Genomic DNA, 12,954 nt, shown 5'->3' on the forward strand with positions numbered 1-12,954 from the left:
CGAACCAGATGCGCCCGTCACTGCCCGTTGACGCCGACGAGGCGATCTCACCGACAACCTCCACAGAATGCCCGTCCCACTCGGCAGCGGCCTCGCGCTGCGGAACAGCCAGCGCCGCTGTCATCGCTGCAGCCGCCGCGGCCAGGGCCAACAACACAAGCAGCCCGCCGCCGCGCAGCCGGCGGCGCGCCCTGTCGCGCAGCAGAACCCCGAGCGCCACGGCTGCGCCGACCACCCCGGCCAGCACACACCACCAGGAGACCAGCGGGAAGAACACGCAACCCAAAGCAGTGACCCAGACGATTCCGGCGAGGGGCACCAGGCGCAGATCGCGCACGCGCGGCGTGCTCACACGCGCACCAGATCCTTCAGCCCACCCAGCACACTGTCACCGATGCCGGGCACCGCGAGGAGGTCGTCGACCGCACGGAAGCGGCCGTTCTCTTCACGCCAGCTGATGATGCGCTGCGCGAGTGCGGGGCCGATTCCCGGCAGCGTCTCAAGCGCCTGCTGATCGGCGTTGTTGATATCCACCAAGCCGTCCCCGGCGGCAGTCGACGAACCGTCCTCTGACGCCGCCCCGATGGCAGGGACGATCAACTGCTCACCGTCGCTCAGCGGCCTCGCCAGATTCACCGTCTTCAGATCGGCGTCATCCAGCGTGCCGCCGGCTACGGCAAGGGCGTCGACCACCCGCGCGCCGGTGTCGAGCACGTAGAGACCCGGCTGCTCGACCTGGCCCAGCACGTGCACGTAGAGCTCGCCGCTGACGCCTGTCTCGTCGCCGGATGCCTCGATCGGCACCGACTGCATCGGCTGCGCCTGTCCGCGCATGATGCCGAGTCCCACCGCGCCCGACAGCACGACCAGGCCGAGCACGACGGCGGCGCCGACGCTCAGCCGCAGTCGAGATCGCGCCGGTGTGGGCGCCGAATCAGTCGCTGGCACCCCGCAACGCTAAGCGCGCAAAGCATCCGTCGAAGACCCGGACACCACGACCGGTGCACAAGTCATCGCCGCGGCGATATGTGCAGAGCAGGCCCGACTTCAGCCCTTGACGGCGAAGCTGACGATCTTCGGCGCGCGGACGATCACCTTCATGATCTCTTTGTCACCGATGGCACGGATGACACGCTCATCGGCGCGAGCGAGCGCTTCGAGTTCGTCTGCACTGATCTTCGCCGACACCTCAAGCTGTGCGCGCACCTTGCCGCCAACCTGCACCACGGCCGTGATCGTGTCTTCGACCAGCAGCGCGGGGTCGGCCTGACGCCACGGCACGAGTCCGACAGACGGCTCGTGCCCCAGTGCCTCCCACATCTCCTCGGCGGTGTGCGGAGCGATGAGATCGAGCATCACCGCAATCGTCTCGACCGCTTCACGCACGGCAGGATCTGCCGCCCCTGCGCCGGAGTCGACCGTCTTGCGGGTGAGGTTCACCAGCTCCATCAGCCGCGCGACAAGCACGTTGAACTTCGTCTGCTCCACTATCGCGGGAGCATCGGCGAGCAGGTGGTGCGTGCCACGGCGCAGCGCCGCGTCGCCCTCGCTGAACGGTGCACCGACGGGGCTGTCGACCTCGTGGCTCAGGCGCAGCGCACGCGCCAAGAACTTCTGGGCCCCTGTCATCGAGACGTCGGCCCAGTCCTTGTCGTCTTCTACGGGCCCGGCAAACGCCATACCCACACGCACCGCGTCGGCACCGTGCGCGCCGAGCTCATCGTCGAACAGCACGAGGTTGCCCTTGCTCTTCGACATCTTCGCGCCGCCCAAGATCACCATGCCCTGGTTGATCAGGCTGCTGAACGGCTCGGTGAAGTCGATCAGCCCCATGTCGAACAGCACCTTGGTGATGAAGCGCGCGTACAGCAGGTGCAAGATGGCGTGCTCGACGCCGCCGATATAGCTGTCCACCGGCGCCCAGCGCGCGGCCTCGGCCGGATCGAACGCGAACTGGTCGCTGTTCGGCGAGAGGAAGCGCAGGAAGTACCACGAGCTGTCGACGAAGGTGTCCATCGTGTCGGGGTCACGCAGCACAGGGTCGCCGCTTACCGGGTCAACGGTGCGCACCCACGACTCTGCCGCACCGAGCGGCGATGAACCGCGCGGCGACAGGTCGAGGCCCTCGACGCTCGGCAGCTTGACAGGCAGCTGATCGGTCGGAACCGGACTCACGCTGCCGTCTTCGTGGTGCAGCATCGGAATCGGCGTGCCCCAGAACCGCTGCCGGGAGATCAGCCAGTCACGCAGACGGTAGTTCTTCGCCGCGCGGCCGGTGCCGCGGGCCTCGAGCTGTTCGATCGTGCGCGCGATGGCGTTGCGCTTGGACAGACCGTTGAGGTCGCCGGAGTTGATCAGTCGGCCATCGCCCGTCAGTGCGATCCCTGTCTTTGCCGGATGCTGCTCATCGAGAGTCGCCTCGGCATCCGTCCGAGCGCCATCGGCGTCGACATCGATCACGGGCATGGCGCCGGTGACCGGCACCGTGGTGTCGACCACGACCTTCACCGGCAGGTCGAACGCGCGGGCGAAGTCGAGGTCGCGCTGATCGTGCGCGGGCACGGCCATGACGGCCCCGTGACCGTAATCGGCCAGAACATAGTCGGCCGCCCAGATCGGCATCTTCTCGCCATTGACCGGGTTGATGGCGTAGCGCTCCAAAAACACGCCGGTCTTCGGGCGGTCGCTGGACTGCCGGTCGATATCCGTGGTCTTCTGTACATCAGCCAGGTAGCCGGCGAAGCTCTCCTGCACCGCAGTCGGCGCATCCGCCACGAGCTCGGCCGCCAGATCGGCGTCCGGAGCCACCACGAAGAACGTGGCTCCGTGCAGCGTGTCGGGCCGGGTCGAGAACACCGTCACCGGCTCGTCGCGTCCCTCGATCTGGAAGTCGACGTCGGCGCCGACCGAGCGACCGATCCAGTTGCGCTGCATCTGCAGCACCTTGTGCGGCCAGCGGCCCTCGAGCTGATTCAGGTCATCGAGCAGCCGGTCGGCATACTCGGTGATCTTGAAGTACCACTGCGTGAGCTTCTTCTTGATGACCTCGGCGCCACAGCGCTCACAACGCCCGTCGACGACCTGCTCGTTCGCGAGCACAGTCTGGTCGTTCGGGCACCAGTTGACCGGGCTCTTCTTTCGGTAGGCCAGGCCTCGCTCGTGCATCTGCAGGAACAGCCACTGGTTCCAGTGGTAGTACTCAGGGTCAGAAGTGTGCAGCTCACGCGACCAGTCGAACGAGACACCGTACGAGGCGAACGCCTGCTTCTGCTGCTCGATGTTCTGATACGTCCACTCGCGTGGATCAGCACCGCGGCGGATGGCCGCGTTCTCAGCCGGTAGACCGAAGGAGTCCCACCCGATCGGATTGAGAACGTTGTGGCCGCGGTGACGCCAGAAGCGCGCCACGATGTCGGAGTAGAGGTAGTTCTCGGCGTGGCCCATGTGCAGATCTCCCGAGGGGTACGGGAACATCGCCAGCACGTACTTGCGTGGACGGGTGTCGTCGGCCCCGCCAGCGCGGAATGTCTCGTTGTCGGCCCAGTACTTCTGCCACTTGGCTTGAATGGCGTGCGGCGACGGCAGCTCGTCGGCGGCTGCGGTAGCGGCCTCAGCGGAGGAAGACAGGTTTTCAGACAACGAACGGCCAATCACATCGAAGCGGACAGCACAGAAGCCCCAGTTTATCGGATCACCGGCGACGCCACGGCTCAGGCAGGGCAGCCCCGAGCGCGGCCAACGGCGCGCGCGCCTTCGTCGCGACCTCATCGACTTCAGCCTCGGCCTCCGAGCCCCAGGTAATCCCACCACCGGCGCCGACGACAGCCCGCTCGCCATCGATCAGGATGCTGCGAATCACCATCGCGAGGTCCATCGAGCCGTCCACTCCGACGTAGCCGAAGCATCCGCTGTACACACCTCGCGGTGCGCCGCCCTCCAACTCATGAAGGATCGTCATGGCTGAGAGCTTCGGGGCGCCGGTCATACTGCCAGCAGGAAACGCGGCGTCCCACAGCTGAGCAACTGTCAGCTGCTCGATCGCTCGACCCGCCACGGTGCTCACCAGTTGGTGCACAGCCGGATACGACTCGATCTCCCACAGCCCGTCCACGCGGATCGTTCCCGGCACGCACACCCGCGAGAGGTCGTTGCGCATCAGATCGACGATCATGACGTTCTCTGCGCGCTCTTTCGCGCTCGCCCGCAGCTGCGCAGCCAGCAGGCCATCGGTCTTCGGGTCGGCGTCGCGGGGCCGGGTGCCTTTGATCGGCCGGGTCTGAATCTCACCGCCTCTCGCCTGCAGAAAAGTCTCGGGGCTCGCACTCAGCAGCGATCTGTCACCGATCCGCACGAATCCGCCATGATGCGACGGCGTCGCGGAGCGCAGCCGCAGATAGGTCTCGATCGGATCGTGGGTGCCGTCCACGAAGAAGCGGGTGGTCAGACACAGCTGATAGGCCGTACCGGCACGGATGGCGTCGCGGCAGCGCTCGATAAGTCCGGCGTACGTGCGCGGGTCGTGTCGTGCCGTCGCGCGGGTGGGTTGGACGTTGGCTTCCTCGCTGCCGGGGACAGATGCCGCGCGCACCCACTCCCACGCGTCACCGACGCCGTCCCCCAGCGCCCAGAGGGCCCCCGTGGCATGGTCGACAGCGACGGCCTGCTGTACCCACAGCCACGCTGGCCCGACCTCACTGCTCGCGGCCGGAGCACCCGCGACGCTGGCCCCGGATTCGTAATCCAGCCAACCGACCCATCCGCCGCGAAACGGCGGGCCTCCCTCTGCTCCGGGCAGCTGGCCACCGGCATCCGTCCTGCCATCGAGGCGGACATCTCCAGGGCCACCCGTATCGCGCTGCCCGAACCCCAGCACACTCCAGCCCCGCGTGGCCCCGGTGCCAGCATCCAACCAGAAGACGTCGGCATGGCTGGTGACCAACGCGCGAAACGCCGCCACCACGTCGAGCGGACCCTCGAGTCGACGGACGGTGAGCGTTGAGCGGTCTGGCACCTTCTCAGCGTAAGCCGTGCACGAGCACGTATTCTCGTGTGCGTGGACGATTTCCTGCTGTGGGTACTCGACGCCGTGCAGTCTGTCCCTCCCCCCGTCCGCACACTCATCGCCGCCGTTGCCGTCATGCTGGAGACGAGCGTTCTGATCGGACTCGTCGTGCCCGGCGACACGATCGTGATCATCGCGTCCATCGGTGTCGAGGGGCTGTGGGAGACGATCGCGATGGTGATCGCGGTCGTCATCGGATCGCTGATCGGCGAGAGCATCGGGTTCTGGTTGGGCCACTGGTTGGGGCCGCGCATCCAACGCTCCTGGATCGGACAAAAGATCGGCGAGAAGCAGTGGAACCGAGCCGAACGCTATCTGCAGCGTCGTGGCGGTATCGCCATCTTCCTCTCACGCTTCCTTCCCGTGCTGCACTCGCTCGTCCCCCTCACCGTCGGCATGAGCGCGTATTCGTATCGACGCTTCCTGGCGTGGACCGCACCGGCCTGTCTCATCTGGGCGACGGCGTATGTCACCGTCACCTCACTGGCTGCCGGCACCTTCCGCGAGCTCGTGAATCAGGTGCATTTCGCCGGCTACGTGTTCGTCGGCGCGATCGTGCTGTTCTTGCTGCTGGTGTTCATCGGCAAGAAGCTGATCGGGCGGTGGGAGAGCCGTCACATGCACCCGGCAGAAGAAGGTGAAGACGCCGCCCCCGGCATGAAAGACTGAGGGCGATGTCTGAAGACAAGACCAGAATCCACTGGTTCGCCCGCCTCGAGCACCGCCTGCACATCTGGCGCGAGAAGCGTGCGCGCCGCAAGGGTCGCACCGCGAGCGTGCTGCCCTTCGCCGGCTACGGCGGAACCGGCTGGGTGCGCGTGCTCGGTCGGGTGCTGATCGTCCCGCCCCGCCGCCGCACCGAGAGCGGTGAGTACGCGAGTGTGCGAGGCTGGCGCAGCTTCGTCGGCATCCCCATCAGCTACGCCACCGTGTCCGTCACGATCGGCGACCGCACGCATGAGGTCGTCGCCGACCGCGGCGGTGTGATCGACACCGTGATCGACACCGACCTTCCCTCGGGCTGGCAACGTTTCACCATGACCGTCGAAGGGCAGCAGCCGATCGAGGCCACGGCGTTCATCGTCGGCGACGAGGTCGATTTCGGCGTGGTCTCCGATGTCGATGACACTGTCATGGTCACGGCTCTGCCTCGCCCGTTCATCGCCGCCTGGAACTCGTTCGTCGTCGATGAGCATGCGCGGCTGCCCGTTCCCGGTATGGCCGTGTTGCTCGAGCAGGTGGTACGCCAGCATCCGGGCTCTCCCATGATCTATCTCTCGACCGGCGCCTGGAATGTCGCTCCCACGCTCAGCCGCTTCCTCACCCGGCATCTGTTCCCCTCCGGGTCGATGCTGCTCACCGACTGGGGTCCGACGCACGATCGGTGGTTCCGCAGCGGCCGTGAGCACAAGCTCTCCAACCTGCGTCGTCTGGCCGCTGAGTTCCCGCATGTGCGGTGGTTGCTGATCGGAGATGACGGACAGCACGATGAGGCGATCTACACCGAGTTCGAACGCGAGCATCCCGGCTCGGTTGCGGGCGTCGCCATCCGGCGCCTGTCGACGACCGAGGCGATGCTCGCGGGTGGTCGGGCTGAGTCGCCCAGTGAGCACGCCGATGATGCCGCGGCCTGGGTCGAGGCCTCCGATGGCGCGGGTCTGCGTGAGCGACTGACCGACGCCGGCATTCTGCACTGACGATCATGACCGTCGCGTCCCGTGTTCTCGATCGCGCCGCGTGGCAGCAGCGCGAGCGCCTGCACCACGAGCGCGCCGATGCTCTGACCGCGGCGCATCGCGAGCGGGCGTCGCGTGGCGAGAAGCATCCGGTCTGGGATTTTCTCTTCACCTACTACTCGTACGCGCCTTCCCGCCTGAAACGCTGGCACGCGGGGGCGGGCGTCGTGTTGCGCGATGCCTCCGAACGTCTGGACTGGCGCTGGTACTCCCCCGCGGGCTCCCACAGCTCAGTCGTCGCGGACGCCTCCCGGTTCGCAGCGGAAAAGCCAGGCCTGGCCCAGTTGATCGAGCGGATGCTTCGCCGCACGGCCGCCCGCCCCGGACAGTTCGGATGCTTCGGCCTGCACGAGTGGGCGATGGTCTATCGCGACGACGAGCACCGTCACTCCGCGCCGTTGCGGCTCGGGCAGGCGGGTACCGACGCCGTCGTCGAGGCGCACGAGCTGCGCTGCACGCACTACGACGCGTTCCGTTTCTTCACACCCGCCGCGGCGGGGCGCAATCGGCTTCTTGATCGCGCCGGTCAGCCCGAACACGAACAGCCCGGCTGCCTGCACGCAGGAATGGACGTCTACAAATGGGCCATCAAGCTGGGTCCGCTGGTGCCGGGCGAGCTTCTGCTCGATGCTTTTGAACTCGCCGCTGCCATCCGCCTGCTCGATATGGAGGCAGCGCCCTATGACCTCAGCGAATGGGGCGTCGAGCCGGTCGCCATCGAGACGCCCGAGGGAAAAGCCGAGTATGTGCGCCGGCAGCGCGCTTTCGCCGGGCGGGGCAATGTGCTGCGCCGACGCATTCTCGCGGCGTGGTTGGCTGGCGAGGCTGCCGATCTCGACGCTCAGGATGCCGGTTCGCAGTCGGCGCACGGCGCCCAGACGGCGCTCGATGCCGCACGCTCCAGCCGCAGTGCCATGACCCGCTCCGCGGCGTCCTGAAGCCGCTCGGCCGCCAATGTTCCATCGTCGACGGCGACGACGAGCCCCGCGGCCAGCTGCGCAGCGGTCTCGGGCGTGGAATGCGCGATCATGAGCACGAGGTCGTTTCCGGCACCGACCGCGGCCACGGCGTTGGCGACCGGATCGGCGTATTGCCTGAGCCCGGTCGACAGCAGCATTCCCAGATCGTCGGTAACCATGACGCCCTCGAAACCGAGCTCATCGCGGGCGATCTCGTGCCAGCGCGATGATAACGATGCCGGCTCGGGATCGACGGCGGTGTAGGCGAGGTGGCCGAACATCAGCAGGGACGCACCGGCCTCAATGCCGGCGACGAAGGGCACGGCGTCTTGCTGTCGCCACTGTTCAAGCGTGAGATCGGTCGTCGGAATCAGCTGGTGTGAGTCGCCCGGTGCCGCCCCGTGCCCGGGAAAATGCTTGAGTGTCGAGGCGGCGAAGGGCTCTTCCGCGGTGACGGCGGCGGCAACGCGCTCGGCCGCGGCGGTCGGTTCAGCGCCGAGCGAGCGCCCGAAGATGAACGACGAACCGTCTGCGGTGGTATCGGCCACGATTCCGAAGTTGACGTTGGCACCGGCGCGCGCAACCAGCGAGGCGCGAGCGGCGAAAGCCCGCGCGGTGTCGGCCGCCGGTCGATCTTTCAGCTGTGCGGATGCGGCGAAGTCATCCCACGGCAGGCGCGAGACATAGCCGCCCTCCTGGTCGATCGCGATAAGCGGCGGCGACTCGTCGACGCGGAGATTCGATGTCACCTTCTGCAGAGCGCTTTCGGTGTCAGGGACGTTCGCCCCCATGAGGATGAATCCGCCGAGCCCCGTATCGCTCAGATATGCCGACAGCGCGGCGGGATCGGTGGAGGGGATGTGCCCCATGATGATGCTGGCGGCCCGTTCACGCGTGGACATCTCGGCCACGAGTTGCGCGGCCTGAGCGGAGACCGCATCCGGTTTCGACGGTTCGACGAGCGTCGGATGCCGGTCAACGCTCTGCGTCACCAGCGGTGTGAGCACAGCCGCGACCGCGAGCGTGCTCGCGAGCATGAGCGGGATTCGGCGGCGCATGATCTAACCCTACGCATGCTTGAATGAGTGCCGGAGGAATCAGCTATGTCGACACCGCACGTTCATCCCGCGAACTGGTATCCAGACCCGTCAGGAGCCCAGTTTCTGCGCTACTGGGATGGCACCGCCTGGACCGCGCACACGCGTCCGATGCCGCAGGTGGCAGCGCCATCCGGCGCGCACACGACGGCAGTGGCCACCATGCACCAGCCTGCCGCGCCGATGGTCCTCTATCCGCAGACGTCCGGTGTCGCAGCGCCCATCGGCGTGTGGCGCGGGCCGATCGACTCTCGCCCGTTCGTACCCGATATGTTCGCGGCGATCCGTGTGTGCGTGCAGAAGTACGCAAGCTTCGACGGCCGGGCAGGGCGACCGGAGTTCTGGTACGCGCAACTCGCCATGGTGCTGGCGGTCATCGCTGCACTCTTCGTGATCTGGATCCCGATCATGGGATGGCTTGCCATGCTCACGCTGTGGCTGCTCGGGCTCGCCGCGATCGTCCCCTCGCTCGCTGTCACCGTGCGTCGGTTGCGAGACGCCGGCTTCCACTGGGCGTGGATCTTCATCAGCCTCGCGCCCTTCGGCAGCATCGCGCTGTTGATCTTCTGCGCGCAGCAATCAAAACACCCGTGAACCGGGTGTTCTCGCGGCCGCGGTCAGCGTGCGAGCGCGACGGCGATCGGCTCAGATGATTCAGGCGTGCCGTTGCCGAAACGGACCGTACGGCCGATCGTGAGCGGCTCGCCCAGCGTGGCCTGAATCACAGCCGCGACATCGGCGCGCGACACAGCGCCGCGGCCCGGGGCGTCCAATTCGATGCGGCCGGTCGGCTCGTCGAAGGTGAGGGTTCCTGGCGCGAGGATCGTGCCCTCCAGCTCGGTGCCGCGCAGGTACTCGTCGGCGGCCCATTTCGCATCCGCATAGGCGAAGAACGGGTCGTCAGCCGCAACGCCGTGGTCGGCTGTCGACCCCAGCCACGAGACCATGATGTAGCGCTCGACCTTGGCCTTGGCTGCGGCATCCATCGTGCGGATCGCCGCATCGCGGTCGACAGCGTAGGTGCGCTCGGGATTTCCTCCGCCTGCACCAGCCGACCACACAACGGCGTCGTGTCCGCGAATGACCGCGGCAAGGGATGCGGTGTCGGCCGCTTCGACATCGACGAGAAGTGCGGTGGCACCGGTCGCCTCGACGTCGGCGACATGGTCGGGGTTTCGGATCACCGCGGTGACCTCGTCACCGCCTTCGGTCAAGAGCGAAGAGAGCAGAAGCGCGATGCGACCGTGGCCGCCGAAAACGATGACACGAGACATGTTTCCAGGCTAACGCGCTCCGTCAATGCGGGATAGGTGCGCGCGTTTGTTGCAACGACTGCTGCACACCTTTCGCCGCGGCTCGCCCGGCGCGGTTGCCGCCGATCGTGCTGGCGGAGGGCCCATAGCCGACGAGCTGGATACGCGGGTCCTTGACAGCCGTCGTTCCGCGGCCGTTTCGGCTGAGCTGGATTCCCCCGGCTTCGCTGCGCAGCTGCAATGGCGCGAGGTGCCCGATCGCCGGACGAAACCCGGTCGCCCAGAGAATGACATCGACGCGTTCGAACGCCCCGTCGGCCCAGCGCACGCCGTCGGGCTCGATGCTGTGGAACATCGGGCGGCGGCGTGCATAGGCGCCGAGCCGCTCGGCCTCGCGCTCCTGCTGTCGCAGCATCAGACCCGTCACGCTGACGACGCTCTCGGGCGGCAGGCCCTGCGCGACACGCTGCTCGACCAGTGCCACGGCTGCGGCGCCCGCCTCAGGAGTGAAGTCGTCATCGCGCCAGATCGGCTCACGCCGGGTCACCCAAAGCGTGTCGGTGATCGGCGCCAGAGCGCCGAGGAATTGGACAGCGGATGCGCCGCCACCGACCACCAGCACGCGCTTGCCGAGAAAATGCTCCGGCCCGGGGTAGGCGACGGTGTGAACGTGCTCGCCGAGAAAGGTCTCCATCCCCGGATAGTGCGGCAGAAACGGCTGCGTCCAGGTTCCCGTCGCATTCACGAGCGTGCGCGAGCGCCATTCGCGACGATCCGAGTGCACGCCGAGAATGCCGTCGTGATCTGTCACGCGGTCGACCTTCACGGGGCGGATCACGGGCAATTCGTGCTCACGTTCGTATGCGGCGAAGCTGTTCGGCACAGCGATATTCGCGCGTTGTTCGTCGCGGGCGGGCGGGTCGGAACCGGGAAGCTCTGCGACGCCGTGCACGTCCGTCATGGTCAGCGCATCCCACCGGTGCTGCCAGGCGCCACCGGGTGATTCGTTGGCGTCCAGGACGATGTGGTCGATGCCGAGGCGCTGGAGATGGAACGACACCGACAGGCCGGCCTGGCCTGCTCCGATGACGATGCTCTCCTTGATCTCCATGTCTATGACAACGCATGTATCGTGCTTCGTGTTCCCGCTGGTGGTCGAAACACCCGGGCGTCGCGTCCGATTCGCCCAGGCCCCGTCGAATGTTGTATTCTTTTGAAGTTGCCCCGCTCGACCGGGGTGAAAGATGGGCCTGTGGCGCAGCTGGTCGCGCACCTGCATGGCATGCAGGGGGTCAGGGGTTCGAGTCCCCTCAGGTCCACCATTGTGATGAGTCGCGACATAGGTCGCACCTGAGTCGCGAGATATGTCACTAACGAGAGCCCGGCCATCGGCCGGGCTCTCGTTTTTGGTTTCTCCAGTATGAGTGGTTGGGATCGATGTTGTGGGTGGAGAGGACTTCGCCTGTGACGAGGTCTGTGACGGTGACGGTGGTGTTGTCGGCGATCGCGAGGACGCGTTTGTTGTTGTGGGCGGCGCCGATGCCAAGGTGGTGCATGCGGCCGGCGCGGCGGAAGCTGATCTTTCCGTCTGAGACGCGGTCGTATCGCAGTCGGTAGTGGGTGGTGTCTGTGTGCGCGGCGGGGACCGCTTTGGGGGTTGCGGTGTAGGCGGTTTCGGGTGTTCTGCCGTCCAATGCCCGGTGGGGTCGGTGCGTGTTGTAGTGCTCGCGGAAGGTGTTGAGTTGTGCTTGGAGGTCGGTGGTCGTTCTTGCCCGGGGCCGAGCGGTGAGCCAGCGTTTGAGCGTTTGGTGGAAGCGTTCGACCTTTCCCTGTGTCTGGGGGTGGTTCGGGGCGCCGTTCTTCTGAGTGATGTTGAGGATCGCGAGGACGTACTCGAATGCGTTGCGGCCGCCGCCATGGCGGGCGGTGTAGACGCGTCCGTTATCGGTGAGGGTTGATGCGGGCGTGCCGTGGCGGTCGATTGCGGTGAGGAAGCTGGTGACGACGTCGTCGCCCGTGACCGCCGTGTGGACGGTGCAGGAGAGCAGATATCGGGCGTGGTCGTCGAGCCAGTTCAGGATCTCGACATCGGTGCCGTCATCGAGGCGCCAGTGAGTGAAGTCGGATTGCCAGGTGTCGTTGGGCTGGTCGGCTTGGAAGCGAATGTAGGACGCTCTTGGGCGTTTGCGCGGTTCCGGGGTGATCAGGTTCCTGCTATGCAGGATGCGGCGGATGGTGGATGTTGAGGGCGCGGTGAGGCCTTCGTGGTGGAGGTGCCAGGCGATCGTGGCGGGGCCGGCGTCGAGGCCCTCCGCGGTGAGCTGGGTGCGCAGTTCGAGGATACGGTCTCGGACGCGTTCGCTGGTGCGGTGGGGGTTGCTGTGCGGGGCTCTGGACTGGATCTCGACGGCGTCGATGCCGCCGTCGTGATAGCGGGCGAGGAGGCGGTACAGATGTCGGCGGGAGATCCCGTACTCGGTGGCAGCTTCGGTGACGGTGAGCTCGTTCGAGATGAGACGGAGGACGATGACCCGGTGCTTCGACATGCTTTCAGCATGTGACCTATGTCGCGACTCATGAGCGACCTATCACCTGTGACCTATGTCGTGAACCCAGACACCCTCAGGTCCACCACACGTTTGCACAGTGTATGAGTTCCATGCACCAGCAAGTCCTCCTGCCTCGGGCGACTGGTCAGCGAACACCCAGGAACTTGCTATCGTGGAAAGGATGCTCGTGCATGCATGAGCAGGGAGCGCATCTGTTCGCTTCCGCGGAACGCGCGTAGAACGCGCGCACCGCCGTCATTCCAATCCCACTCGGGATGCACCGATACTCGGCGCGCCC

General features: G+C 66.5%; 12 protein-coding genes and 1 tRNA gene. 5 read left to right on the forward strand and 8 right to left on the reverse strand.

The window, feature by feature from the left end; translation table 11 throughout:
- The 4 genes from Q1J95_RS09835 to Q1J95_RS09850 all read right to left on the reverse strand — a co-directional run.
- Positions 1-352: DUF4131 domain-containing protein (locus tag Q1J95_RS09835; RefSeq protein WP_300267339.1), on the reverse strand; the 352-nt coding region annotated here is incomplete at its 3' end.
- A complete protein-coding gene (locus Q1J95_RS09840) occupies positions 349-948 on the reverse strand; it encodes a ComEA family DNA-binding protein (protein WP_300267340.1) in 600 nt (199 codons plus the stop codon). The genes Q1J95_RS09840 and Q1J95_RS09835, both read right to left, overlap by 4 nt.
- 99 nt (positions 949-1,047) lie before the next feature.
- Positions 1,048-3,627: a leucine--tRNA ligase gene (leuS, locus tag Q1J95_RS09845; RefSeq protein WP_300267350.1), complete on the reverse strand. Its 2,580-nt coding sequence runs from the start codon at positions 3,625-3,627 to the stop codon at positions 1,048-1,050.
- 64 nt (positions 3,628-3,691) lie between these two features.
- A complete protein-coding gene (locus tag Q1J95_RS09850; protein ID WP_300267341.1) occupies positions 3,692-5,011 on the reverse strand; it encodes an anthranilate synthase component I family protein in 1,320 nt (439 codons plus the stop codon).
- A gap of 42 nt (positions 5,012-5,053) precedes the next feature.
- Between Q1J95_RS09850 and Q1J95_RS09855 the strand changes: the two genes are divergently transcribed.
- The 3 genes from Q1J95_RS09855 to Q1J95_RS09865 are packed head-to-tail and all read left to right on the forward strand — an operon-like array spanning position 5,054 to position 7,736.
- Positions 5,054-5,731, forward strand: coding sequence for a DedA family protein (locus Q1J95_RS09855; protein ID WP_300267342.1), 678 nt, complete (start codon positions 5,054-5,056; stop codon positions 5,729-5,731).
- Between the two features lie 5 nt (positions 5,732-5,736).
- Entirely contained in the window at positions 5,737-6,759 is a 1,023-nt protein-coding gene (locus tag Q1J95_RS09860; RefSeq protein WP_300267343.1) for an App1 family protein, read from the forward strand.
- Positions 6,760-6,764: 5 nt separating this feature from the next.
- A complete protein-coding gene (locus Q1J95_RS09865) occupies positions 6,765-7,736 on the forward strand; it encodes a 3-methyladenine DNA glycosylase (RefSeq protein WP_300267344.1) in 972 nt (323 codons plus the stop codon).
- Here Q1J95_RS09865 and Q1J95_RS09870 read toward each other — a convergent pair.
- Positions 7,640-8,815 (reverse strand): glycoside hydrolase family 3 N-terminal domain-containing protein, encoded by a 1,176-nt coding sequence (locus tag Q1J95_RS09870; RefSeq protein ID WP_300267345.1) that lies wholly within the window; start codon positions 8,813-8,815, stop codon positions 7,640-7,642. The two genes, Q1J95_RS09865 and Q1J95_RS09870, sit on opposite strands and share 97 nt — an antisense overlap.
- Positions 8,816-8,860: 45 nt before the next feature.
- On the opposite strand from Q1J95_RS09870, the gene Q1J95_RS09875 reads away from it, so the two are divergent.
- Positions 8,861-9,448 carry a DUF805 domain-containing protein gene (locus Q1J95_RS09875; RefSeq protein WP_300267346.1) on the forward strand — a complete coding sequence of 196 codons (588 nt, stop codon included), beginning with the start codon at positions 8,861-8,863 and terminating at the stop codon, positions 9,446-9,448.
- 23 nt (positions 9,449-9,471) lie between these two features.
- Here Q1J95_RS09875 and Q1J95_RS09880 read toward each other — a convergent pair whose 3' ends face one another.
- A complete protein-coding gene (locus Q1J95_RS09880) occupies positions 9,472-10,128 on the reverse strand; it encodes an SDR family oxidoreductase (RefSeq protein ID WP_300267347.1) in 657 nt (218 codons plus the stop codon).
- Between the two features lie 22 nt (positions 10,129-10,150).
- The gene (locus Q1J95_RS09885; protein WP_300267348.1) at positions 10,151-11,218 is read right to left on the reverse strand and encodes an NAD(P)/FAD-dependent oxidoreductase; all 1,068 of its coding nucleotides are present in this window, start codon (positions 11,216-11,218) and stop codon (positions 10,151-10,153) included.
- 135 nt (positions 11,219-11,353) lie between these two features.
- Here Q1J95_RS09885 and Q1J95_RS09890 point away from each other — a divergent pair.
- Positions 11,354-11,429: transfer RNA gene (locus Q1J95_RS09890), tRNA-Ala, on the forward strand.
- 48 nt (positions 11,430-11,477) lie between these two features.
- On the opposite strand, the gene Q1J95_RS09895 is transcribed toward Q1J95_RS09890, so the two are convergent.
- Entirely contained in the window at positions 11,478-12,653 is a 1,176-nt protein-coding gene (locus Q1J95_RS09895) for an IS481 family transposase (RefSeq protein ID WP_300267349.1), read from the reverse strand.
- Positions 12,654-12,954: the final 301 nt, after the last annotated feature.

This window comes from Microbacterium sp., from assembly GCF_029263575.1.
Taxonomy (GTDB): Bacteria; Actinomycetota; Actinomycetes; order Actinomycetales; family Microbacteriaceae; genus Microbacterium.